Raw genomic sequence first — 22,191 nt, forward strand, 5'->3', positions numbered from 1 at the left:
TAGAAATCGGACTTTTTGTTATTAAAACTTTTCTAAAACGATTTTCCCAATGGTACTTCCGCTTTCAAGCAGGGCATGAGCTTTCTTTATATTTTCAGCGTTAATTGGTGTTAGTGTTTCATTTAATGTAGTCTTTAAAATGCCTTCATCTAATAGTTCGCTTACTTTATTTAATAGTTCATGCTGCGTGATCATATCGCCAGTTTCATACATCGCTTTTGTGAACATAAACTCCCAAACGAGTGTAGCACTTTTACTTTTTAAAATCCCCATTTCAAGAGGGTGCTCATTTTCTACGATAGAGCAAATTTTTCCTTGTGGTTTAATGAGGTCACATATTGCTTGCCAATGTTGATCTGTATTGTTTAAGCAGAAAATATAATCTACATCTTTTATCCCGAATTCTAATATTTGATCTTGTAAAGGTTGGTGATGGTTAATGATATAATCGGCACCAAATTTTTCAACCCAGTGTATCGTTTCGGTGCGGGATGCAGTTGTGATTACATTCAGTCCAGCCCATTTTGCAAGTTGAATGGCAATTGAACCTACACCACCAGCTCCACCGATAATTAAAATGTTTTTAAATGAGTTTGTATCTTTTTTATTATAATCAATGCCTAAGCGCTCGAATAAACCTTCCCAAGCTGTGATAGCTGTTAAAGGAATTGCTGCAGATTCAGCATCACTTAACGTTTTTGGTTTCTTGCCGACGATTCTTTCGTCAACTAGGTGGTATTCACTATATGTACCTTGTCTCGTAATGCTTCCAGCGTAAAACACTTCGTCGCCTTCTTTAAATAACGTACAACCTTCGCCAGTTTGCACGACAACACCACTAGCATCCCAGCCAAGTATTTTCGCTACATCTTCTTTTTTATCTTTCGGAGATCGGACTTTTGTATCAACTGGATTAACGGAAATAGCGTTAATTTTAACGAGTATATCTCTTCCTGTAGCAACAGGTCTTTCAACTTCAATATCAATTAAACTGTTTTCTTCTTCAATAGGTAAGTATTCATATAAACCAATTGCTTTCATTTCTATTCCCTCCATTAAAGTAAGAGTCATTCTCCTTTATTATAGTAGGTAAAGTGTCATTATGTAAAAAAGTTGCGTTCTTTCCATTTTGTAAAAGACTTGTTTCAGCTTTATTTTGAACTTTGCAACTGGAGAGGACCACCCACCGTTTTGATTTTATAAGCGTCGGATGAAAGGTATACTTATTTTTCCAGTGTACCTTGCATTGAACAATACTAACTGTTATATTATACTTGTAGTTACTTATTATAAAACAGTACTGAACAATAAACAGTAGTGGATTTCAATTAGAATAGGGTGAATGAATATTGAATGTACAATTTAAAAAAGGAGTTTTAGAACTTTGTGTTCTTGTCTTACTTGAGAAGCAAGACCGTTATGGGTATGATTTAGTGCGAAGTATTTCCAATCAAATTGAAATATCAGAAGGGTCTGTTTATCCGCTACTTCGTAGATTAACTAAAGAAGAGTATTTTACAACTTATTTACAGGAGTCTTCAGAAGGGCCTTCAAGGAAGTATTATACACTGACGGATAAAGGTAGAACGTATTTGTACCAACTTTTGGAGGAATGGAATGAGTTCTCACAAGGTGTCAATCAATTAATTAAAGAAGGTGTACGTAATGACGAAAGATAAATTTTTGCAACAATTAAATGTATCTCTAAAAAGGTTATCTGATAAAGAGCGTGAAGATATTTTAAAAGATTATGAAGAACATTTTACTTTCGGATTAGAGGAAGGGAAAAGCGAAGAAGAAATTGCAGCCTCATTAGGTTCTCCATCTCAAATCGCCAAAGAATTATTAGCAGATTATCATATTGAGAAAGTAACAACAAGTGCGACAACAGGAAATGTTTTCCGGGCAATTTGGGCAGTAATTGGATTAGGTTTTTTCAATTTGTTAATCGTGCTTGGACCTGCAATTACATTAGCGGCATTGATTTTTTCAGGATGGGTTCTAGGTATCTCATTTTTAAGCACACCATTACTTGTTTTAGTTGATACTATTATACATCCAAATGCATTCTTGCTATTTAATCTTTTTGTTTCTTTAGCACTTTGTGGACTTGGATATTTCATTGTTATTTCTATGTTATTTTTAACGAAGCTAGCAAAGAATGGATTTGTTCGTTATTTAAAGTTCAATATAGCATTAGTAAAAGGTGGTTTGAAGCATGATAAATAAAAAGAGTCTTTCAATCATTGCAGGTATTATTTTTATTATTGGTATTATCGGAAGTTTATTCACATATCGTTCAGTTGCTGCAGTACCAATTTCAGAAGAAAAGGTCATTAACAATAATAATGTGTCAAGTGTCATTATCGATACGAATAACGTTCGTGTTAACATCAATCCTACGACAGATAGTAACATGAAAGTGAAATTAGATGGCGAAGTTAATCCTAACGTAAAAAGAACATTAGCAACGGATGAGAAAGATTCAACGCTTCTCATTTCTTACAAAGAAAAGCAACAGAGCTGGTTCAACTTTAATATTTCTGAAGTATTGGCGCCATTAACATTAAATGTGTATCTACCCGAAAAACAATATGATTCATTAAAAGTTTCCAATAATAATGGCTACGTTGCTGCTAAAAAACTAAACGCAACACATTTTAATATCAATACAAGCAATGGACGTGTTGAATTAAGAGAAATCAATTCGCCAAAAATTATCGCAGAAGCAAACAATGGAATTATAGATTTCCAGGATATATTGGCACAAAATATTCATGTGAAATCGAACAACGGACGAATAATGCTAGACCATGTTGAAGGTGAAATAGAGGGGCAAACTAAAAATGGAAGTCTTACTCTGAAAACGAATGAACTGGATCGAAATCTCAATTTTACGACTCACAATGGAAAAATTAATATTGAAACCGAAAAAGAACCAACCAATGTTCAATTTAATGTTTCTGTCGACAACGGCAGCGCAAATATCCTGAATAAATATAACGGGAATACGGTTATTGGAAAGGGAGAAAATATAATTAAATTAAACACACATAACGGAAATATTACAGTGAAAAACCAATAGCATATTACCTTTTATAATCGCAGCTCGTCGCACATAAAGAGCAATAATAAATATAAAAGAACCGACTACTTTTTTTCAACATATAGGTAGTCGGTTCTTTTATATGTAACATTCGTTTAAGTGTGTATCCTTTTCGTATTATAAAATACAAACAGTTGATTTATTACCCTGGATTCTTAGAAAAATAACGAATAGTAATTAATAGTGTAAGGAGAATTTGTGAATGACTCAAAAATAATAGCTGAAATAATGAAAAGTGAGGAGGAGTTTATTTCTAGCGAGAGGAATTCTTTACTGTATTGTTTTATTCAAAACTAAATGTAAAGGTGGATACATAATGACGGTAAAGAAGCTTTATTTCATCCCAGCAGGTCGTTGTATGTTAGATCATTCTTCTGTTAATAGTACGCTCACACCGGGGAATTTATTGAACTTACCTGTATGGTGTTATCTTTTGGAGACAGAGGAGGGGCTTATTTTAGTAGATACAGGTATGCCAGAAAGTGCGGTTAATAATGAAAATTTATTTGACGGTACATTTGTTGCAGGGCAGATTTTACCGAAAATGACTGAAGAAGATAGAATCGTGAATATTTTAAAACGCGTTGGTTATGAGCCGGAAGACCTTCTTTATATTATTAGCTCTCACTTGCATTTTGATCATGCAGGTGGAAATGGTGCTTTTACAAATACACCGATTATTGTACAGCGTGATGAATATGAGACGGCACAACATAGTGAAGAATATATGAAAGAATGTATATTGCCGAATTTAAACTACAAAATCATTGAAGGCGATTATGAAGTCGTACCAGGAGTTCAATTATTGCATACACCGGGCCATACTCCAGGGCACCAGTCGCTATTAATTAAGACAGAAAAATCCGGCTCTGTATTATTAACAATTGATGCATCGTATACGAAAGAAAATTTTGAAGATGAAGTGCCATTTGCCGGATTCAATCCAGAATTAGCTTTATCTTCAATTAAACGTTTGAAAGAAGTTGTGATGAAAGAAAAGCCGATTGTTTTCTTTGGGCATGATATAGAACAGGAAAAGGGATGTAAAGTGTTCCCGGAATATATATAGTGCAAAAAGTCATGAGCTCACTTGCTCATGACTTTTTTATTTAAATAATTTTTTTAAATAAGTTATAAACTCTTTTTGAACTGTCTTCATTTAATTGATAGTACGTAAGGTTTACATCATCAGGAGTATCTTGCTGAGCAATCATCACTTCACTACTGTGATGGTCAACTACCCATATGAAATATTTTTTATAAGTTCCATCCTCGAAAGTAATCCACATATCACAATCTATTAAATCTGATCCTTCTTCATCTAATGTTAATTTTCCTTTTTTAGCGGTATCCATACTGTTAATAAACGTTTGTAATTCATCTGTTTTTGTGAGAAAGATATCCTTTTTTGTTTTAATTGACTCGACATGTATATCTTTTATTTCCTGTTTTCCTAAAAAGACAGGGGGCTCATTTGGATCTCTTTGAGTTGAAATGATAGTAGCCTTCTTTTTGGGCTTATTTGCTGTATACAAATCTTGAATAGATTTTCCAGAGTTTACAAACCATACGATTCCACAAATAATTAATGCACTACCTAGCAGTAAAATGATTTTCTTAATAGAATATTCTCCTCTCTATTACTTCGTATGAAGAGCTTTTCTATTAATATATGATAGGGAAGCGTAAAGTATTATAGTTGAACTTGGTTATGCTTCACAGTTTTTATCGGGCGATCTACGAGTAAATTGTAAGTGAGCCCAATTAATACGAGAATGCCACCAACAACTTTGCCCATTGAGAGTTCGTGTGACAAAATGAAATCAATGATAGTCCCGGCAAATAATTGCCCGATAAAGATGAGTAACGTTAAATAAAATGCTGATATTTTAGGCGTAATATAGTTCGATAACGAGATGACGATAACGCCTACTAATCCACCTAAGTACACAGCAATAGGAATAGATTGTAACGTGTGCACTGGAATATACAATGAATCTGAACTGAAAATTAAAAATAACATAGAGAAAAATAATCCAGTAATATAATTAAAAAACGTGCCTTCCCAATTGCCAATTTTCGCTGCTAAATTCGCATTAATAATCCTAGCAACAACGATAGAAACACCAGCTAAAATAGCGATAGTAATATATAACATTTTTTTGCCCCCATTAATAAATTGTCATGATTATAATTCCAGAAGAAATGAAACATAATCCAATTAGTTTTTTCTTTTCAAATTTAGCAACTTTCATTCCTAATAAGCCGAAATGATCAATAACGATGGAAGCAATGGATTGACCGAGTAAACTTAATGCGATCGTAATAGAGGCACCAAGGACGGAGAAACTTATATTATTAAAAAGAACAGTGAATACCCCAATCGCTCCAGCGCTATATAAAAAAAGTGGAATATTTTTATCGAAATGAATTTTATTTTTGTTTATGATTAAAACGAAAATAACTGCAATTAAACCGACAAGATGAATGACAACGCTTGCTGTATACTTGCCAATTAATTCAGATAAAATCCCATTCAATGGAAGCATAACGGCGATGAGCACACCAATAAAGACAGAAAGAAAGTTAGACAATGTAATATCCCCTTTAATTTTCATATTTGTAATGACTGTATCATGTTGAAATTGTCTATTACTATGACATATGTCATAGTGAAAGAAGAAAATTTTGATTACAATGGGGATGAGTTGTAAAGGTGGGGGAACTATGAAGAAAGTATGTAATTCTATTAAATTAGCAGAGTATATGAAACAAAATAATATTGACGCATTTTTTAGTAATGATATGAAGCCGTATATGGAACTCATATTTTTTAAAAAGAATGAGTTTATTTGTAGAGAAAATGAAGAGATAGATTATTTATATTTTTTTGTTGAAGGAAAAGCGAAAGCATTTAATACATTAAGTAACGGGAAATCTGTATTATTATGTTTTTATGACAGTTTGCAGTTGTTAGGAGATGTGGAGTTAATTCATTCTCAAAAAACTGCTTCAAACGTACAAGTGATGGCAGATTCATATTGTGTTGGTTTACCTTTAGGCAAAGTGAGAAATCAACTATTTCATGATGCGAAATTTTTAAGATGTATTTGCGGATCGTTAGCACATAAATTAAATCGACTTTCAAAAAATAGTACAATTAATTTACTATATCCACTTGAAAATAGACTTGCGAGTTACATGTTAGCAGCAGGGGAACGAGCGGTGCAGCACGGAAATAGAATTGTATTTAGTGGGAATTTAACGGAAACAGCTGAATTGTTAGGAACGAGTTATCGGCATCTATTACGTACATTAAATATTTTTTGTGATAAAGAGATTATAAAGAAAAACAATGGTTGCTTTGAAGTAGTAAATGTGGATGTTTTGAGGGAACTGGCGGCAGATGTTTATAAATAGGAGAGGATTATAAATGATTACACCTATATTTAGAATTTTTGATGTTGAAAAAGTAAAGCTATTTTACTTTGATTTTTTAGGATTTAAACTGGATTGGGAACATCGGTATGAGGAACATATGCCATTATATATGCAAATTTCGTTACATGATGATGTGATACATTTATCAGAGCATCATGGGGATGCTTCGCCAGGTGGTGCAATTCGGATCAAAATAGATAATGTAAAGGATTATCATTCTGTATTATCAAGGAAAGAATATGCTTATTCGAATCCTGATATAGAAAAAACACCTTGGGGTACAATCGAATTAACTGTGATTGATCCGTTTTCAAATAGAATTATATTTTATGAGGAAATGGTTTAGAAATAATTTATGAAAATAGGGGGTAACAATGGAGCGGAAAATAGCGATAATTTCAGATATTCATGGGAATAGCCACGCTTTACAAGCAGTATTAAAAGATATTGCACGTCGCAAGGTCGAAATGGTAATAAATTTAGGTGATAGCTTGTATGGGCCGTTAGATCCTTTAGGGACAATTGAATTATTAATGAATAAAGAGATGATACATATTAAGGGGAATTGTGATCGCATACTTTGGGAACCTATACAAGAGGAATCTACTACACTAACTTTTGTTCGAAATCAATTAACGAATCATCATATAGATTGGTTAAAACAGCATCCTGCACAATTTATTATAGACGATATGTTATTTTGTCATGGTACACCGACTTCAGATGAGATGTATTTGTTAGAAGAGATGAATGAATATGGTGCGGTATTAAAGAATGAAAAAAATATAATGGATCAACTCCAAAATATTGAGCAAAAAATAATAGTATGTGGTCATACACACATTCCTAGAGTTGTGCATTTAGTAAACGGAAAAATTGTTATAAATCCAGGGAGTGTAGGACTTCCAGCATACAAAGATGAGTTACCTATTATGCATAAAATGGAATCAGGAACTCCGCATGCAAAATATGTAGTGATAGAAGAGGTTTTGGGAGAATGGATAATTGAACAAATTTCAGTTCCTTATAATTGGGAAGAAGCTGCTAAATTGGCTGTTCAACAGGGAAGATATGACTGGGCACAGGCGCTAAAGACTGGGAAGATAGAATGAAGGGGAGTTTACTTTATGATAAACTGCTCTTTTTTATTTTGTGTAGATATTGAATTATATAAAAATAAAATGTTATGATTATGGAAACGTATGAATATATGAACAATTGTTCATATATAAGGGGGAGGGATTAGAATGAAAGACCTAATTATTATTGGTGCGGGTCAAGCTGGATTAACAATGGGATACTACTTGAAGCAAGAAGGATATAATTTTTTACTACTTGAGGCAGGAAACCGAGTTGGTGATTCATGGAGAAACAGATATGATTCTTTACAGCTCTTTACACCGAGGGAATATAGTAGTTTACCAGGTATGATATTAAAAGGAGAAGGAAATGGATTTCCACATAAAGATGAAATTGCAATGTATTTAGAAGAATATGCAAGGCATTTTCAATTACCGGTACAATTGCAAACAAAAGTTTTAAAAATAAGGAAACAGGAAGAAATATTTGAATTACACACTCCTACAGAAGTTTTACAATCGAAAAAGGTTATTATCGCATCAGGTGGTTTTCAGCAACCATACATTCCCTCATTTTCACAACATCTTTCATCACATGTCTATCAAATACATTCATCACAATATAAATCACCATCACAAATTACTAAGGGGAAAGTATTAGTAGTAGGTGGCGGGAATTCAGGAATGCAAATTGCAGTAGAACTTGCAAAAACTCATGAAGTTACAATGGCTATCAGTCATCCGTTAACATTTTTACCGTTACATTTATTTGGAAAAAGTATTTTTAATAGGTTAGAAAAGGTAGGTTTATTGTACGCTGAAATAAATACAAAGAGGGGGAAGTGGTTTCAAAAGAGAAAGGATCCCATTTTTGGATTTGAAGGTAAGGAACTCATTCGTAGTGGAGCAATTAAACTAGAGGGAAAAGTGGTTGGTGCATCAGAAAATAGCATTATGTTTCAAAATGGTGGCACGTATAGTGCAGAAAGCATTATATGGTCAACAGGTTTTATTCAGAACTATAAATGGATTGAAATAGAAAAGGCAGTGAATGAGAATGGATTGCCTAAGCATGTAAAGGGAATAAGTCCAGTAAGAGGATTATATTATATCGGTTTGCCATGGCAATCTCAAAGAGGTTCTGCACTGATTTGTGGTGTAGGAAAAGATGCAGCATATTTACTTTCTGAAATCAAAAAAATAGATCAGTAGCAACAGCAACTACTGATCATCCATATGTACATGAATTAGGAGAGGTCAAACATTTATTAACTTTATTATAATAGATTTTCAAAAGAATAAAAACTGAAAATTCTAATTTTATGTTGAGAAAGTTTTTTGTATCGAAATATATGAAAAGATAGGAATTTTTATTAAAAGAAATAATGATATTTATATTTAATCAAATTATGATATAGTCTAAATGATAAGCATTTCCATAAACATGATTTCATTAATGTTAATCACATCTCTGTGAAGGAAGGAGAAGTAATTATGAAGTTTGATGATCAACGCCTATTAGGAATACGATTAGGTTCGATGCTCGTGACAGAGGAAAATCAATATTTAGTCATTAAGAAAAAAAATCATTATGCACTATTGAATATACATACTCTAGAATGCACTCATGTTGAAGTGCAGCTAGAACATATTGAAGAATTGTTGCGGGAAGATTTCCAAGAAAGTATAACGGAGATTATCGCACCAGAACATATGAAAATTGTTGCGAAAAATGTAATATAAATAAAGAAGCTGGAAGGAACAGCTTCTTTATTTATATTATAAGGATAATATTTTTAAAATGTCACCAATAATTCCTTCCATTTGATGAACACCTAAATCAGCGTTTGTCATTATAACTGCACCATTACCTCGGTATGGATAGCATACCATCATACATTGAAATCCAACGCCCCATCCAAGGGAATGAATTTGGAGGTCCTCATCCGAATCATCTAGAAAAACACCTAGTCCAGTCCATTTTGAGCAACCTTGTGGAGAAATCATATCTTGTACTGTTTTTTTAGAAAGTGTTAGTTTTCCCTGTCCTTGTAAGGGATGAATGAGTTCAATTACTAAAGTTGATAAGTCAGTTGGTGTTGTCCAAATGCCTGAAGCAGCAGTGAATGGATAAAATGGATACTTCTCATTTGAAACGGTGCCATCTTTATTATGTCCACAAGAGAAAGTATCTAATATACTTATATCTTCAGCAGAGAATACTGTACTATTCTGTAGCTTCAGTGGCTGAAAGATATATTCTTCAAGTAAAAGATTAAATGTTTTTCCAGTAATATTTTCAAGTAGTAGTTCGATAATACAAAAGTTTGCATCAGAGTAGTGAAATTCACTTTCTGGTTTATAAGTTACTTCAATAGGTACGGAGCAATATGATGTTTTACCAGCAAGGAGTTCAGCCATTTTTGGTCGTCCTTGTGCAAGTGTATAATGCTCAAAACTATTAGGAGGATCAATAATTCCAGATTGGTGACTTAATAAATTTCGTAACGTGACTTTTTTCTGTGAGGTAAATAGATTGGCAGGGATATTCCAAGATGTGAGTCTATTATTTACGTCTTCATCTAAATGCACGATTTCTTGATCTGATAGCGTTAGTACGAGCATTGCAGTGATGAACTTACTGATAGAACAAGAATTGAATATAGAATCCGTAGTTACCGTTCTAGTTGTTCCAGATTCAAGTGTTCCGAAAGCAATCGCTTCGTCTAGTTTGCCGTCACGTATAACGGCAAGACTTAAACCTGCAACGGAATATTGGCTCATTTTCTCATATATATCGTTACTTTTTAATTTCATAGTGACTCCTTTCTGCAAAAAGACAGAATATTAGTTCTATTATACCGTAGTAAATAGATAGAATGAGAGAAAAAGAAAAAACTTCATCTTTTATCGATGAAGTTTTTTAGTTAATTCGAAGTGAATGTTTTAAAAAATTTATCCCGGTACATGTATATTAACCATGAGGCTGTTAGTAAGGAAATAATGCTTACTTTGTTTTTAATTGGTGCATTGAAAACAAGCCAGCCAACGATATCAAATAATAAATGTAGTGCAATTGAAAGAACTACAAATTGTAGTAATGTCTTCGAAAATCTTTTCATAAAGTGTCCCCCTAAAATAAAAGGTTTTATCAACATTGTTGTATATTACTATTATACATTAAATGTGTCCTGTGGTAAAATTTACATAAGTTAGTGAAATAAAACAAATGAAAGCTAATGAGGAGGAATAGTCATGGAATTTTGGATGATCATACCGATAGCGGTCTTTGGGTTTATTTATATCGTTGGAAAATTAAATAGAATCGAAAAGAAAACGGATGCACGTTTAAAGAGGATGGAAGATAGATTACAGCTAATTTCGAAAGAAATGGGAATTATAGATAGAGAACCTGAAATTAATAAAGAGTTGCGTCAGCTTATGGAAGAAGGAAAAATAGTTGCCGCAGTTAAGAGAGTAAGAGAGGCTTTTGGGTTTTCTATACTAGAAGCAAAGCAATATGTCGATAAATTATAAAAAAGATCATCCATTGGGTGATCTTTTTCATTTCACCATACGTGTATTTACATAGGCAGCAATTATAACGTGGCCAATTATTATGATAGGAAATAAGATTTTGGCATTAGGAGTAGTGAAGACACTGCCAATTGTGGCGATAACACCAGCAGTTAAATTATAAAGACCAACTATTTTTGATAACTTTATTTTATCTGATACACGGCGTTCATTGAATCCTGATAAGAGCCAAGTGTATTGTTTTACTCCGATGAAATAGGCTAGTGTAAATGAAATGATTGCTAGTATGAATAATGATGGATACGCGAAGAGAGTCATTGAAAACACCTCCGTTAAAGGGCTGTAAATAAATTATAGTATGAATGTTATAATTTAACAAAATACATTTTTGATTTTAAACGTATTAGAAAACCAGAGTATCTGTGATGAGGGAGATAAAGTATGAATATAGTGGAATTCCAGAGATACGTATCAAATTTCAGTGAAGAAAAAGGATTTCAAGATACAACAATTGAAGAGCGTACAATGTATGCAATGGCGGAATTAGGTGAATTAGCGGAAGTTATATTAAAGCGCAATAAAATACAAGATGCAAAAAGAGAAATCGGTTTAGAAATGTTTGATGTAATTTGGAATGTATGTGATTTAGCAAACAAGTTAGAAATTGATTTAGAGAAGGCGTTTGAAGAAAAAATGATGATGAATAAAAAACGTGAATGGTAAAAGAAAAGTTAAAAAGCGCACAAAATGTTGTGCGCTTTTTATTTATGTTATGAAAAATATGTAAGAAAAGATGGAACAAACACTGAAGATGAATTGTCTATTATAGGTAATAACTATTTCGTTTGAAAGAAAGGATGGAGAAAATGAAAAATACATTATTAAAATTAGGGGTATGTGTTAGTTTACTAGGAACAACTCAATTTGTTAGTGCAATTTCTTCTGTGAAAGCGGAACAAAAGCTAGAGCAAAACGTAATAAAAAATGAGACAGGAACCATTTCAATTTCTCAGTTAAACAAAAATGTATGGGTTCATACGGAGTTAGGTTATTTTAACGGGGAAGCAGTTCCTTCGAACGGTCTAGTTCTTACTACTTCTAAAGGGTTAGTACTTGTCGATTCTTCTTGGGACGATAAGTTAACGAAGGAATTAATAGAGATGGTAGAAAAGAAATTTAAGAAGCGCGTAACGGATGTCATTATTACACATGCGCACGCTGATCGAATTGGCGGAATAAAAACGTTGAAAGAAAGAGGCATTAAAGCACATAGTACGGCACTGACTGCAGAACTAGCAAAGAAAAATGGATATGAAGAACCACTTGGAGACTTACAAACCATTACGAATTTGAAGTTTGGAAATATGAAAGTAGAAACGTTTTATCCAGGGAAAGGACATACAGAAGATAATATCGTCGTATGGTTACCGCAATACAACATTTTAGCTGGAGGCTGTTTAGTGAAATCTGCGGAAGCTAAAGATTTAGGAAACGTTGCTGATGCTTATGTAAATGAATGGTCTACATCGATTGAGAATGTGCTGAAGCGATATGGAAACATAAATGCAGTAGTGCCTGGTCATGGAGAAGTAGGGGATAGAGGATTACTTTTACATACATTAGATTTGTTGAAATAAGAAACTGTGGAATATAAAAGCGAGGAGAAACAATTTTCTCCTCGCTTTTTTCTAACTATATTTAAATGCGAAGCTATCAATTATACCTGCATACGTTACTGAGATTTTAATTCCAAGTATACAAATACCAGTACCGTCATAATTGCTATAACAACATAAGTAGCATCAAGCATTATAAGTGTTTTTAAAGTTTCAGTCATCCTCATTCACCCCTGGTATGAAAATATAACATAATCTCTTATCAATCAGATCAGAGATTATAAAGATAACGATGTACATTAAATTTCTTAAGTAGTTTCTATATAAATATATCATATAAATAATGTAAATAATGTTAAGATAGTGTAAATGTATTGTAAAGAAAGAGGATACTCATAATGTCTATAAATCTTTTAATTTGTAAATACTATGTATCTCTCGTGTGCGGGGTAGAAAACAGTTATAACATGTGAAAAATAGATTTACTTTGACAAATCAATCACGATGGTAGTTGTTACTACATTTTCCTCTAATACTTCTACCTGTACTTGTTCATCGTTTCTCCAATTGATATGGAAGTTCTCTGTCGTATACATGTCCTTAAGAGTGACCTCTTTATATTTTTCTAAAATGCTCCCTCTTTCCCCATAATAGATTCTTACAGTTGAACTGGGACTTGGTCCTTTTGATTTTATTGTTTCTCTAAACTCGATAATATTTATTAGATTTGGAGATTCACTTTTTTGAAAGGTAAAGGAACTGACCACTTTTTGTACTTTCTTAAAAATAGAACCACTGGATTTATTTGATATGCTAAATTCTACAACTTCAGGTACTGTTTCTTTTCCGCGTAGTGTTATTGTTGCTTCATAATCATTTTTCCAATCTACTGAAACGTTTGAGGGATCGAGACGTTCCCCATCATTTGCAATACTCGTGTCCAAATGTTCCCACAAGCCGTATTTAATTCTGACGGGAGAGGAACTAAGAGAAGAGTCCGAATCTATTTTCACTACTTTAATTGTATTTTTATTATTTGGAGAATGACTTTTTTTAAGTGTAACGTCCTGTACATACAAAAAGTAAGAAAAACAGCCTACTACTAAAATAATTGGAATTAAAATACGTATGGCAGTAACGGGACGAATTCGTGTCGTTTTTTTCTTCGTACTTTTTATACTTTGTTCAAGGTCTTTTTCAATACTCGTTTGAACTTTTACTTTGGGCAGGCGAATAAGCCACCAAATGAAAGCTATAAGTAGTAAGAAAAGAGGTATTCCTTGAATAAAGAGAAATCCTTTCCAAAAATCAAGTCTAGTACTATATGGAGAATCTGTTGCCATCACCCCTATAAAAAGTGCCACTGGACTTGCAAGTATATTTATCCCTAAACCGATCATTATGAATGAAAGATTTTTATTCCTAATTTTTCGTGACCCAGCCATAATAAACAGAAATACTGCAATACCGAGTATAAGAAATAGTATCCCATAATAAAACATCATATATACCATATTATCCCTCCATAATTTTGATTGTACCATCAACAAGGAAAATTTTGTGAAATATTAGATGGATATGATATTTGCATTTCTTAAAAGTGCGCCGATATATTATGCAAATAAAGTATCATACGGAAGTATTAATATCAGAAGACAGTAAAAATATTATGTCAACAATGTGAACTGTCACAAATTTATACATATTATTGTGATTCATATCACATCCCTTTTCCTCTATGGGTATTATGCTTAGGTTGTAAGCAATGATTGGGAGAGGGTGGGATGATCATGTTTTGTTATCAATGTGAACAAACGCCAACAGGCGGATGTAAAGTAATGGGTGTTTGCGGTAAAAATGAAACAATTGCAAGTTTACAAGATACGATTGTGTTTGGGCTAAAAGGAATTGCAGCTTATCGTACGCATGCTGCTCAGCTAGGGTATACGGATGCATTTGTAGATGCTACGACGCAAGAAGCGTTGTATATGACATTAACAAATTCTAACTTTAATGAACAAGAACATATTGATATGGCTATGAAAGTTGGCAAAGCAGCTTTACGAGTAATGGAGTTGTTAGATGAGGCACATACGAATCACTTTGGTGTTCCAGAGCCTGTTCAAATTACACAAAACCATGTAGAAGGTAAAGCAATTGTAGTTACTGGTCATAATTTATTTGCACTAGAAGAATTATTAAAGCAAACAGAAGGAAAAGAAATTAATATTTATACGCATTCTGAAATGTTACCAGCACATGGTTATCCGCAGCTGAAAAAATATAAGCATTTAAAAGGAAATATTGGTAAGGCATGGTATGATCAACGACGTCTTTTTGAAAAATTTACAGGTGCCATATTAGCGACAACAAACTGTGTTATGCCAATTAAAGGATCATACTCTGATCGATTCTTTTCATATGATATTGCAGGCTTAGAGGGTGTACAAAAAATTGAAAATGATGATTTTGCACCATTGATTCAAAAAGCGATAGAACTTCCAGAAGTACGTATGGAGTCGGATGAACAGTTAGTAACAGGCTTTCATCATAATACAGTATTATCATTAGCTCCAGAAATTATTGAGGCAGTAAATGAAGGAAAGATTAAGCGTTTCTTTGTCATCGCAGGTTGTGATGCTCCAGGGAAAGGCGGAGAATATTATCGTGAACTAGCAACGTCACTTCCACCAGAAACGGTTATTTTAACAACTTCTTGCGGGAAATTCCGTTTTAATGATGTGAGTTATGGTGTTGTACCTGGTACGGAGATTCCACGTTACATTGACTTAGGGCAATGTAATAATTCAATTTCTACAGTGAAAATAGCGGTCGCTTTAGCAGATGCTTTTCGGTGCGAAGTGAATGAATTGCCAGTTAGTATTGTCTTATCATGGTTTGAACAAAAAGCGGTTGCCATTTTACTTGGGCTATTTAGTCTTGGTATTCAAGATATTCGCATTGGTCCAAAGGCGCCTGAATTTATTTCACCTGGCGTGCTTGATGTATTACAAGAAGCATTTGGTTTGAAACTGATTACAACTGCAGCGGAAGATATGGATATGATGTTATCGTAACAAAAATATGATTCGATTTATTAATTTCGGTATAATATAGCACCCCAAAACAAAAATGTAGAATGTTTGCTTTGGGGTATTTTCTTTTCTTAGTGGAATAGGTTTGTGGCGAAAGTTATTCAAAAAAAATTGACTGTATCTAATAGGTAATAGCTGATTTTAGAAAAATATAAAAATCAAGTTGACATTTACGACTACTCAGTCATACAATGTACTTGTAATAGGTGATACTGAGTAGTGTTGTTTCTCGAAATATTTTCAGTAAACAATGGGTAATAGCTGATTTTAGAAAAATTTTAAAAATCAGTTGACATCCACCGCTACTTAGTCATACAATGTAGTTGTAATAAGTAATACTGAATAGTGTGATTTTACTCAAAAGCTATTCAGTAAAAATTCGCCTTAGTACTCTGTAATACTGAATATAAGTCAGACAGAATAGGGGGTAAAGGAGGATCATAACATGGAAAATTTAACTGAAATGCTGAAAGGTTCACTGGAAGGGTGTGTTCTGGAAATCATTAGCCGCCGTGAAACGTACGGCTATGAGATTACTCGCCACCTGAATGATCTTGGGTTTACCGAAGTCGTAGAAGGGACGGTTTATACTATCCTCGTGCGATTAGAAAAGAAAAAGCTTGTGAATATTGAAAAGAAACCATCAGATATGGGGCCGCCTCGTAAGTTTTATTCATTAAATGAGGATGGCCGTCAGGAGCTTGAATTGTTTTGGGAAAAATGGGATTTTGTATCGTCAAAAATTAACGTCTTGAAGTCAAACTAGCCTCATAATATAAAATGTTCCGGCTCATATTTGGAGAGTTTCTTGTTCTGCTTTATAAAAAAGGAGGAAGATAAGATGTTGGAAATGTTCAAAAAATTAATTGGTGATAAAAAAGAGTACAAAATGATGATGGCACGTGTTGGGGCACTGCCAGAGGACTATCAGTTTGTGTTTAAGAAAATTCAAAACTACATGTGGAATTTTTCTACCGGCAACGGGATGGATATGCTGCACATACAGTATGAATTAATCGATTTGTTTGAAGCCGGTGCAGCTGAAGGTAGACAGGTGCTAGACATTACTGGGGAAGATGTGGCATCCTTTGCTGACGAACTAGTAGCAAACGCTAAAACGTATGTCTCCAAGTATCGTGAAGATTTGAATGAAAGTATTATGAAGCAATTGAGAAAAAAATAAATGTAATACGAAATACCGACTGATTAGCTGGTTACAAATGTGAATTGCCGCCATCGCTATTCAGTTATATTTTTAAATCAGTACTAAGTAATACAGATTATCAGTGATACTAAATAGAGGGTGTAGGTAATCTAATTTTATAAGGGGGAAAAAGTATGAGCAATGCAGCGATTTCTGTAAAAGGATTAAAAAAATCTTTTAAAGATAAAGAAGTCTTAAAAGGAGTAGATTTTGATGTGCAGCGTGGTGAAATTTTTGCGCTACTAGGATCGAATGGAGCAGGCAAGACGACAACAGTCAACATCTTATCGACGCTGATGAAGCAAGATGACGGTGAAGTAGTTATTTGCGATTTTGATGTTCAGCGTCAACCGGATGATGTTCGTCAAAGCATCAGTTTGACCGGACAGTTCGCAGCTTTAGACGGCATGCTTACTGGGAGGGAAAACTTGATAATGATCGCTCAGTTACGAGGTGTTTCCAATCCCGCTCAAGTTGCTGACAATCTACTTGGAAGGTTTAGCCTGACAGATGCCGCAAATCAGAGGGCAGATCAATATTCAGGTGGGATGAAGCGTCGGCTTGATATTGCGATGAGTTTGATCGGGGCGCCAGCTGTTATTTTTCTTGACGAACCAACGACTGGACTTGATCCTGAAGCGCGGATCGAAGTGTGGGATACAGTCAAGGAACTTGCCGGTAGCGGTACAACGATCTTGCTTACGACCCAGTACTTGGAGGAAGCAGAACAACTGGCTGACCGTATCGCTATTTTGCATGGCGGAAAAATTATTACGACAGGTACTCTTACTGAACTAAAAGAGATGTTCCCGCCAGCAAAAGTAGAATATATCGAGAAGCAGCCGACATTAGAAGAAATTTTCCTTGCGATTATCGGTAAAAAGGAGGAGATGTAAATGAAAAGCAAAACAGGAGTATTACTAGGGCGCTTAATGCGCAATATTATGCGTAGTCCAGATACAATTATTACTGTAGCGATTACACCGATTATGATGATGCTATTGTTTGTTTACGTGTTTGGCGGTGCAATAAAGACCGGAACGGATAACTACGTGAATTATTTATTGCCGGGAATTTTGCTCATGGCTATCGCGTCTGGTGTAGCTTACACTTCTGTGCGATTATTTACGGATGTAAAAAGCGGGCTTATGGCACGTTTTATTACGATGCCTATTAAGCGCTCATCAATATTGTGGGCTCACGTTTTAACCTCTCTTGTTGCTAATGTACTTACTATTGTGGTGGTTATTCTCGTTGCTCTCTTAATGGGCTTCCGTTCAAGTGCTAATATTCTAGATTGGCTTGCGGTAGCTGGTATACTAGGGATGTTTACGTTGGCGCTAACATGGCTAGCTATCATTCCAGGGCTTAAAGCAACGTCTATGGAAGGGGCGACAGCATACTCGTACCCACTCGTTTTTCTTCCATTTATTAGTTCAGCCTTCGTACCTACCGAAACGATGCCAAAAATTGTTCGTGCGTTTGCTGAGAATCAGCCTGTGACCTCAATCGTAAATGCGATTCGTGCTCTATTATATGAAGGAACTGTTGGCAACGATATTTGGATTGCGCTCGCTTGGTGCGTAGTCATCATGATTATCTCTTACTTTTTCGCTAGTAAAGCATTTAAACGTCAGTTAGGGTAAGTGAATGAAATCTTCTGAAATAATATATATTTGAAAAAGCACGGGAAGATTTTCCGTGCTTTTATTATTTGTTGCGCACTTATGGTAGAAAATATGGGACAACTGGTAACGAATCAAACTCAATATTGTGAGGTTTAACTGATTACTGCTTATGGGGAATATAAACATAATCGCTCTTGTAAATCTTTTAATACTTCATCGGGTATTTCTCTAATTGTAATATCCTTCCCTAGGAAAAGTAGCCAATTTATTATTTCCGTCACTTCATCGGGGTTGTTAATATCGATAAATGTTTTTAAAATGGCTGTAGATTGGTAAGGATTTGTATAAGATATTGAAACTTTGAAAGGATGGTATTTTTTGAACTGGACAATCGCTTTTGGACCAAGTTCAAGTACAAGGTTAATTTCTTTGTCCTTCTTACTGAGTTTTTCTAAAATCTTTTTCTTATTTAACCGTTTTTTCGTCGTGTACGGTTCGATATTGATGAGGTCATCGACAGGAAACATTATTTTCTTTTCTTCTTTTAAGTCAAACCCTTCAATAATCCAATGGCTTTTTTCTTGATAAAGGTGTAATAGATAAATGGAATAAGACTTAACTTCTTTCTCTTCTTTGGTTGTAATCAATAAATGTCTATCCAAAAGAAGGATTAGGATGAGTTTTTCTAACATAGGGTGGGGGAGGTCAGAAAGCTCAAGTAGATCGGGATTATGAGGGTTAGTCCCTTCAAAAAGCAAGAGTTGATTTAAAAGAACGAGATCATCTTGCTGGGTTTCTGAAATAAGTCCTAATAGTTTTTCGGCTAAAGATTGACGACTCTTTAGATAGGGAAGTTGTTGATTTCTTGTAGCCATAAAGGCAATAAAAAGAGCTTTCACTTCATTATCAGTAAAGCGAACAACGGGTAAGATAGAATTATGCATAACAGAATATCCCCCAGCTCTTCCGACTTCAGCTACAAGTGGCATCCCCATAGCTTCAATTTCTCTAATGTCTCTAACAGCTGTCGAACGTGAGATGTTAAATTCTTGTATGATTTCAGAAATTGTAAAATGGGAGCGATTGTTGATATATCGCATGATGGTATTAATCCGTTCAACTTTTTTCATTTGAGTCTCCTAAACAGTATCATTTTTTGACATGATTTAAAGATATTATAAACTCATCAGATGAAAAGATAAATCGTTTGATTCATTTTAAAAAAAGGAAGGTATTGAATATGAAAAATTATACGATTGAAGAAAAAGATAGCTTTATTGTGTTAGGTATTGGAACTGAAATGAAGAGTGACTATACAGACTTTGCTGGAATAAATAAAGAAAAGGAAGACTTTTGGTCGGCTGTTAAAGAAGATGGAAGGCTAGATACTTTAAAAGCTTTAGCCACAAACGAATACATTTTTTCTGTGAGCGAAGCGGTGAATAATAAGATGATGTATTATGCTGGTGTCATGACAGAAGCACAAATAGAAGGAGAATCTAGAGTGATTCAGTTTCCAAAGGGAGAATACTTAGTAGTGAAAGGGGAAGACAAAACGGCTGAGGAGCTAAGTAATAAGCTGACTGGCATCGCCTTCGGTCAGGCTTTACGAGAAGCAACGGATTTTGCTTATGTTGGCGGACCAAATACAACGGTTGCGATGGGGCAAAGAAACGGCTTAGTATTTGGTGAAATGTGGATTCCAGTTGTTAGAAAGTAAAGTGATAAAAGGTACGAATATGGAAAGTAGAGGTTAACAATCTTGGATTGTTGGCCTTTTTCCTATGAACATAATATTTATAGTCAGCTACACGCTACATTCTGATAAAAGGACATTACTGTAAGATTATGTTGGGGTGAACAAAAAAATTAGGATTTCTTCTAGCATAAGGGCACAACTAAAAGTCGTAAAAGATAAATAAATTAACGTTGTAATTAAACTTTAAATGTTAATTACTGTAGCATTTAAATTTCTTTCATTAGTGTACAAAATTCGTGTTTTATTGGTGGGACCATTAATATAAAAATTTCATTTTGTCATAAATAAAAAGGCGATTGTTTTCACAATCACCTTTTTATAAACCCTATTTTTATAACTCAAGTGACGAGCTTAATTCATAAGAAAGGAATGACTACATTATATGAAAGCTTGTCTAACTTTGTTACAAATAAAAGAACAGCTAGAAAAAGCTAACTGCTTGATTCACGACCAAGAGAGTTAGAGTGGGAAGAATTTAAGCAGATTTTTTAAAGCCTTGTCTATACTATTTACGGAATATTAAGTTTTATTTGGGTGGTGAGAGAAGTAGGATATTAACCTGGATATGTGCAATTTCATATTCTATAAGTAATAAATTAATGATGGAGTAGGTTGAGAATGGATGATCCGATTAAGGAGATAGTTGGAGCTTGGTTTGTTGCAGTAGGGACAATTATTGCTGCGATTGGGAGTACACCTTTAAAAAGATTGAACAGCGAAATAAGAAAAGACTTGAGCATATGGGGAAATGTATTACAGGCGACGGGGAATGGTCTGGAAGCTGATGGACAACGAGAAGTATCCCTTGAATTTATTGGTCACGGAATTCAATCAATTGGTAATGTAACGGTTCTAACAGGACTCATTATAGATTTTGAAGATGAAATGCAAAAAAAATTAGTGATTGCAGGGAACTGGGTACAGGCATTAGGTGGTGTTACAGCAATAGGTGAGGAAGTAGAGGATAGTTCAAATATAGATGAATCGTATAATATTGTCGGGAATCTGTTACAAGCAACGGGTAATTCATTGCAGGCAATAGGCGGGATAGATGAATTGAAAGCTAGTCGGGGTAAAGTGGAGGGGGTTTTTGAAGGTGATGATGAGGAGGATGGACAGCTTATAGTAATTACGGGGAGTTGGGTCCAAGCGGTTGGCTCAGTAGTTTCATTAATCGGTCAAATAAGAGAAGAAAGCCAAGAGATAGAAGAAAATAATTTACAAGGAAATTAACAAAATAATCCTTTTATGAAAAAAAGGCCCCGTTGTCTCCAACAGAACCTTTCCTAAAATGGCAAAGAGTAACTCTTACCTTACTCTTTGTTCGTATAGTACAGGATTGATAGCGAAAATCCAAGGCTCTTTATATTGAAAAATAAAGAAAACTCATTATAAAGAATCTTATTTTTTCGTAAATAAAAGAGCAGCTAGCAAACGTTAACTGCTCGTTCTAAAGGTGACAATCTGGATGCATAAATATAGTATAGTCAAGAATAGGGAAAACCATTCAATTAAGTAGATCGAACGGAAGGGAACCGTATCGTATGAATTAACCGTCTAGGCATGTAAATGAAAAGGAAATACGGCCTTTCGGGATAGAAGAGTTACAAGAATACCGTGTGTTAAAAGTGAAATTTTAAAATATAGAAGAGCAAGCAGCATTTGAAGAAGCTTTGGATGAAGATGAGCAAGAAATGCTTAAAATGAAGTATATGAATCGTAAAGA

General features: G+C 34.3%; 28 protein-coding genes. 19 read left to right on the plus strand and 9 right to left on the minus strand.

Features of this window, described 5'->3' with window-relative positions; all coding sequences use genetic code 11:
- Positions 1-21 precede the first annotated feature (21 nt).
- Positions 22-1,041: a zinc-binding alcohol dehydrogenase family protein gene (locus KVT31_RS16285; RefSeq protein ID WP_088097166.1), complete on the minus strand. Its 1,020-nt coding sequence runs from the start codon at positions 1,039-1,041 to the stop codon at positions 22-24.
- A 308-nt stretch (positions 1,042-1,349) separates the two neighbouring features.
- Between KVT31_RS16285 and KVT31_RS16290 the strand changes: the two genes are divergently transcribed.
- From KVT31_RS16290 to aiiA, 4 genes are all read left to right on the plus strand, one after another.
- Positions 1,350-1,679: a PadR family transcriptional regulator gene (locus KVT31_RS16290; protein WP_048560091.1), complete on the plus strand. Its 330-nt coding sequence runs from the start codon at positions 1,350-1,352 to the stop codon at positions 1,677-1,679.
- A complete protein-coding gene (locus tag KVT31_RS16295) occupies positions 1,666-2,229 on the plus strand; it encodes an HAAS signaling domain-containing protein (RefSeq protein WP_088097165.1) in 564 nt (187 codons plus the stop codon). The genes KVT31_RS16290 and KVT31_RS16295 overlap by 14 nt, the downstream gene beginning before the upstream one ends.
- Positions 2,219-3,085 carry a DUF4097 family beta strand repeat-containing protein gene (locus KVT31_RS16300; RefSeq protein ID WP_088097164.1) on the plus strand — a complete coding sequence of 289 codons (867 nt, stop codon included), beginning with the start codon at positions 2,219-2,221 and terminating at the stop codon, positions 3,083-3,085. The genes KVT31_RS16295 and KVT31_RS16300 overlap by 11 nt, the downstream gene beginning before the upstream one ends.
- A gap of 337 nt (positions 3,086-3,422) precedes the next feature.
- Complete coding sequence (gene aiiA, locus KVT31_RS16305; protein WP_088097163.1) at positions 3,423-4,175, plus strand: quorum-quenching N-acyl homoserine lactonase AiiA; 753 nt, start codon at positions 3,423-3,425, stop codon at positions 4,173-4,175.
- A 40-nt stretch (positions 4,176-4,215) separates the two neighbouring features.
- Here the strand turns inward: aiiA and KVT31_RS16310 are convergent, their stop codons facing one another.
- The 3 genes from KVT31_RS16310 to KVT31_RS16320 all read right to left on the minus strand — a co-directional run bounded on the left by KVT31_RS16310 (position 4,216) and on the right by KVT31_RS16320 (position 5,724).
- Positions 4,216-4,710 (minus strand): hypothetical protein, encoded by a 495-nt coding sequence (locus tag KVT31_RS16310; protein ID WP_088097162.1) that lies wholly within the window; start codon positions 4,708-4,710, stop codon positions 4,216-4,218.
- Between the two features lie 89 nt (positions 4,711-4,799).
- Complete coding sequence (locus KVT31_RS16315) at positions 4,800-5,264, minus strand: DMT family transporter (RefSeq protein ID WP_088097161.1); 465 nt, start codon at positions 5,262-5,264, stop codon at positions 4,800-4,802.
- Between the two features lie 13 nt (positions 5,265-5,277).
- Positions 5,278-5,724, minus strand: a complete 447-nt coding sequence (locus KVT31_RS16320) for a DMT family transporter (protein ID WP_140392509.1) — start codon at positions 5,722-5,724, stop codon at positions 5,278-5,280.
- Between the two features lie 109 nt (positions 5,725-5,833).
- Between KVT31_RS16320 and yeiL the strand changes: the two genes are divergently transcribed.
- The 5 genes from yeiL (at position 5,834) to KVT31_RS16345 (ending at position 9,369) form a co-directional block, all read left to right on the plus strand.
- Positions 5,834-6,526 carry a transcriptional regulator YeiL gene (yeiL, locus tag KVT31_RS16325; protein WP_088097159.1) on the plus strand — a complete coding sequence of 231 codons (693 nt, stop codon included), beginning with the start codon at positions 5,834-5,836 and terminating at the stop codon, positions 6,524-6,526.
- 13 nt (positions 6,527-6,539) lie between these two features.
- On the plus strand, positions 6,540-6,893 hold the full coding sequence (locus KVT31_RS16330) for a glyoxalase superfamily protein (RefSeq protein ID WP_088097158.1): 354 nt from the start codon (positions 6,540-6,542) through the stop codon (positions 6,891-6,893).
- A gap of 28 nt (positions 6,894-6,921) precedes the next feature.
- Positions 6,922-7,659 (plus strand): metallophosphoesterase family protein, encoded by a 738-nt coding sequence (locus tag KVT31_RS16335; protein ID WP_088097157.1) that lies wholly within the window; start codon positions 6,922-6,924, stop codon positions 7,657-7,659.
- A gap of 135 nt (positions 7,660-7,794) precedes the next feature.
- Positions 7,795-8,838 carry a flavin-containing monooxygenase gene (locus KVT31_RS16340; RefSeq protein WP_088097156.1) on the plus strand — a complete coding sequence of 348 codons (1,044 nt, stop codon included), beginning with the start codon at positions 7,795-7,797 and terminating at the stop codon, positions 8,836-8,838.
- A 282-nt stretch (positions 8,839-9,120) separates the two neighbouring features.
- Positions 9,121-9,369, plus strand: coding sequence for a hypothetical protein (locus KVT31_RS16345; protein ID WP_088097155.1), 249 nt, complete (start codon positions 9,121-9,123; stop codon positions 9,367-9,369).
- A gap of 36 nt (positions 9,370-9,405) precedes the next feature.
- On the opposite strand, the gene KVT31_RS16350 is transcribed toward KVT31_RS16345, so the two are convergent.
- A complete protein-coding gene (locus tag KVT31_RS16350; protein ID WP_088097154.1) occupies positions 9,406-10,443 on the minus strand; it encodes a serine hydrolase domain-containing protein in 1,038 nt (345 codons plus the stop codon).
- Between the two features lie 110 nt (positions 10,444-10,553).
- Complete coding sequence (locus tag KVT31_RS16355) at positions 10,554-10,748, minus strand: hypothetical protein (protein ID WP_088097153.1); 195 nt, start codon at positions 10,746-10,748, stop codon at positions 10,554-10,556.
- A 133-nt stretch (positions 10,749-10,881) separates the two neighbouring features.
- Between KVT31_RS16355 and KVT31_RS16360 the strand changes: the two genes are divergently transcribed.
- Entirely contained in the window at positions 10,882-11,163 is a 282-nt protein-coding gene (locus tag KVT31_RS16360; protein WP_088097152.1) for a hypothetical protein, read from the plus strand.
- A gap of 27 nt (positions 11,164-11,190) precedes the next feature.
- Here the strand turns inward: KVT31_RS16360 and KVT31_RS16365 are convergent, their stop codons facing one another.
- Positions 11,191-11,481, minus strand: a complete 291-nt coding sequence (locus KVT31_RS16365; RefSeq protein WP_088097151.1) for a DUF3784 domain-containing protein — start codon at positions 11,479-11,481, stop codon at positions 11,191-11,193.
- 123 nt (positions 11,482-11,604) lie between these two features.
- Between KVT31_RS16365 and KVT31_RS16370 the strand changes: the two genes are divergently transcribed.
- Together KVT31_RS16370 and bla2 are read left to right on the plus strand one after the other, a co-directional pair.
- Positions 11,605-11,886, plus strand: a complete 282-nt coding sequence (locus KVT31_RS16370; RefSeq protein WP_088097150.1) for a MazG nucleotide pyrophosphohydrolase domain-containing protein — start codon at positions 11,605-11,607, stop codon at positions 11,884-11,886.
- A 143-nt stretch (positions 11,887-12,029) separates the two neighbouring features.
- Positions 12,030-12,800 carry a BcII family subclass B1 metallo-beta-lactamase gene (gene bla2 / locus KVT31_RS16375; protein WP_088097149.1) on the plus strand — a complete coding sequence of 257 codons (771 nt, stop codon included), beginning with the start codon at positions 12,030-12,032 and terminating at the stop codon, positions 12,798-12,800.
- Positions 12,801-13,261: 461 nt separating this feature from the next.
- On the opposite strand, the gene KVT31_RS16380 is transcribed toward bla2, so the two are convergent.
- Positions 13,262-14,293: a hypothetical protein gene (locus KVT31_RS16380; RefSeq protein ID WP_088097148.1), complete on the minus strand. Its 1,032-nt coding sequence runs from the start codon at positions 14,291-14,293 to the stop codon at positions 13,262-13,264.
- Between the two features lie 276 nt (positions 14,294-14,569).
- On the opposite strand from KVT31_RS16380, the gene hcp reads away from it, so the two are divergent.
- From hcp to KVT31_RS16405, 5 genes are all read left to right on the plus strand, one after another.
- The gene (gene hcp / locus KVT31_RS16385; protein WP_088097225.1) at positions 14,570-15,856 is read left to right on the plus strand and encodes a hydroxylamine reductase; all 1,287 of its coding nucleotides are present in this window, start codon (positions 14,570-14,572) and stop codon (positions 15,854-15,856) included.
- 463 nt (positions 15,857-16,319) lie between these two features.
- Entirely contained in the window at positions 16,320-16,640 is a 321-nt protein-coding gene (locus KVT31_RS16390; protein ID WP_000429485.1) for a PadR family transcriptional regulator, read from the plus strand.
- A gap of 75 nt (positions 16,641-16,715) precedes the next feature.
- Positions 16,716-17,057 carry a DUF1048 domain-containing protein gene (locus tag KVT31_RS16395; protein ID WP_088097147.1) on the plus strand — a complete coding sequence of 114 codons (342 nt, stop codon included), beginning with the start codon at positions 16,716-16,718 and terminating at the stop codon, positions 17,055-17,057.
- Positions 17,058-17,212: 155 nt separating this feature from the next.
- Entirely contained in the window at positions 17,213-17,974 is a 762-nt protein-coding gene (locus KVT31_RS16400; RefSeq protein WP_088097146.1) for an ABC transporter ATP-binding protein, read from the plus strand.
- Complete coding sequence (locus tag KVT31_RS16405) at positions 17,975-18,724, plus strand: ABC transporter permease (protein WP_088097145.1); 750 nt, start codon at positions 17,975-17,977, stop codon at positions 18,722-18,724.
- Positions 18,725-18,873: 149 nt separating this feature from the next.
- Here the strand turns inward: KVT31_RS16405 and KVT31_RS16410 are convergent, their stop codons facing one another.
- Positions 18,874-19,836, minus strand: a complete 963-nt coding sequence (locus tag KVT31_RS16410) for a helix-turn-helix transcriptional regulator (protein WP_088097144.1) — start codon at positions 19,834-19,836, stop codon at positions 18,874-18,876.
- Positions 19,837-19,946: 110 nt separating this feature from the next.
- Here KVT31_RS16410 and KVT31_RS16415 point away from each other — a divergent pair, with 110 nt between their 5' ends.
- Positions 19,947-20,426, plus strand: a complete 480-nt coding sequence (locus tag KVT31_RS16415) for a GyrI-like domain-containing protein (RefSeq protein ID WP_088097143.1) — start codon at positions 19,947-19,949, stop codon at positions 20,424-20,426.
- Positions 20,427-21,083: 657 nt separating this feature from the next.
- On the plus strand, positions 21,084-21,698 hold the full coding sequence (locus tag KVT31_RS16420; protein ID WP_088097142.1) for a DUF6944 family repetitive protein: 615 nt from the start codon (positions 21,084-21,086) through the stop codon (positions 21,696-21,698).
- Positions 21,699-22,191: the final 493 nt, after the last annotated feature.

Origin of the sequence: Bacillus sp. GbtcB14 (genome assembly GCF_019091205.1) — a bacterium.
Lineage (GTDB): Bacteria > Bacillota > Bacilli > Bacillales > Bacillaceae_G > Bacillus_A > Bacillus_A cereus_AG.

What these genes read in the sequence shown, in the direction of transcription:
- KVT31_RS16340 (WP_088097156.1), top strand. Translation starts at nt 7,795, where the DNA reads ATGAAAGACCTAATTATTATTGGTGCGGGTCAAGCTGGATTAACAATG.
- KVT31_RS16315 (WP_088097161.1), bottom strand. Translation starts at nt 5,264, where the DNA reads ATGTTATATATTACTATCGCTATTTTAGCTGGTGTTTCTATCGTTGTT.
- KVT31_RS16365 (WP_088097151.1), bottom strand. Translation starts at nt 11,481, where the DNA reads ATGACTCTCTTCGCGTATCCATCATTATTCATACTAGCAATCATTTCA.
- KVT31_RS16355 (WP_088097153.1), bottom strand. Translation starts at nt 10,748, where the DNA reads ATGAAAAGATTTTCGAAGACATTACTACAATTTGTAGTTCTTTCAATT.
- KVT31_RS16390 (WP_000429485.1), top strand. Translation starts at nt 16,320, where the DNA reads ATGGAAAATTTAACTGAAATGCTGAAAGGTTCACTGGAAGGGTGTGTT.
- bla2 (WP_088097149.1), top strand. Translation starts at nt 12,030, where the DNA reads ATGAAAAATACATTATTAAAATTAGGGGTATGTGTTAGTTTACTAGGA.
- KVT31_RS16335 (WP_088097157.1), top strand. Translation starts at nt 6,922, where the DNA reads ATGGAGCGGAAAATAGCGATAATTTCAGATATTCATGGGAATAGCCAC.
- KVT31_RS16360 (WP_088097152.1), top strand. Translation starts at nt 10,882, where the DNA reads ATGGAATTTTGGATGATCATACCGATAGCGGTCTTTGGGTTTATTTAT.
- KVT31_RS16410 (WP_088097144.1), bottom strand. Translation starts at nt 19,836, where the DNA reads ATGAAAAAAGTTGAACGGATTAATACCATCATGCGATATATCAACAAT.
- KVT31_RS16380 (WP_088097148.1), bottom strand. Translation starts at nt 14,293, where the DNA reads ATGGTATATATGATGTTTTATTATGGGATACTATTTCTTATACTCGGT.
- KVT31_RS16415 (WP_088097143.1), top strand. Translation starts at nt 19,947, where the DNA reads ATGAAAAATTATACGATTGAAGAAAAAGATAGCTTTATTGTGTTAGGT.
- KVT31_RS16300 (WP_088097164.1), top strand. Translation starts at nt 2,219, where the DNA reads ATGATAAATAAAAAGAGTCTTTCAATCATTGCAGGTATTATTTTTATT.
- KVT31_RS16345 (WP_088097155.1), top strand. Translation starts at nt 9,121, where the DNA reads ATGAAGTTTGATGATCAACGCCTATTAGGAATACGATTAGGTTCGATG.
- KVT31_RS16420 (WP_088097142.1), top strand. Translation starts at nt 21,084, where the DNA reads ATGGATGATCCGATTAAGGAGATAGTTGGAGCTTGGTTTGTTGCAGTA.
- KVT31_RS16320 (WP_140392509.1), bottom strand. Translation starts at nt 5,724, where the DNA reads ATGAAAATTAAAGGGGATATTACATTGTCTAACTTTCTTTCTGTCTTT.
- yeiL (WP_088097159.1), top strand. Translation starts at nt 5,834, where the DNA reads ATGAAGAAAGTATGTAATTCTATTAAATTAGCAGAGTATATGAAACAA.
- KVT31_RS16395 (WP_088097147.1), top strand. Translation starts at nt 16,716, where the DNA reads ATGTTGGAAATGTTCAAAAAATTAATTGGTGATAAAAAAGAGTACAAA.
- KVT31_RS16370 (WP_088097150.1), top strand. Translation starts at nt 11,605, where the DNA reads ATGAATATAGTGGAATTCCAGAGATACGTATCAAATTTCAGTGAAGAA.
- KVT31_RS16400 (WP_088097146.1), top strand. Translation starts at nt 17,213, where the DNA reads ATGAGCAATGCAGCGATTTCTGTAAAAGGATTAAAAAAATCTTTTAAA.
- hcp (WP_088097225.1), top strand. Translation starts at nt 14,570, where the DNA reads ATGTTTTGTTATCAATGTGAACAAACGCCAACAGGCGGATGTAAAGTA.
- KVT31_RS16405 (WP_088097145.1), top strand. Translation starts at nt 17,975, where the DNA reads ATGAAAAGCAAAACAGGAGTATTACTAGGGCGCTTAATGCGCAATATT.
- KVT31_RS16295 (WP_088097165.1), top strand. Translation starts at nt 1,666, where the DNA reads ATGACGAAAGATAAATTTTTGCAACAATTAAATGTATCTCTAAAAAGG.
- KVT31_RS16350 (WP_088097154.1), bottom strand. Translation starts at nt 10,443, where the DNA reads ATGAAATTAAAAAGTAACGATATATATGAGAAAATGAGCCAATATTCC.
- KVT31_RS16330 (WP_088097158.1), top strand. Translation starts at nt 6,540, where the DNA reads ATGATTACACCTATATTTAGAATTTTTGATGTTGAAAAAGTAAAGCTA.
- aiiA (WP_088097163.1), top strand. Translation starts at nt 3,423, where the DNA reads ATGACGGTAAAGAAGCTTTATTTCATCCCAGCAGGTCGTTGTATGTTA.
- KVT31_RS16285 (WP_088097166.1), bottom strand. Translation starts at nt 1,041, where the DNA reads ATGAAAGCAATTGGTTTATATGAATACTTACCTATTGAAGAAGAAAAC.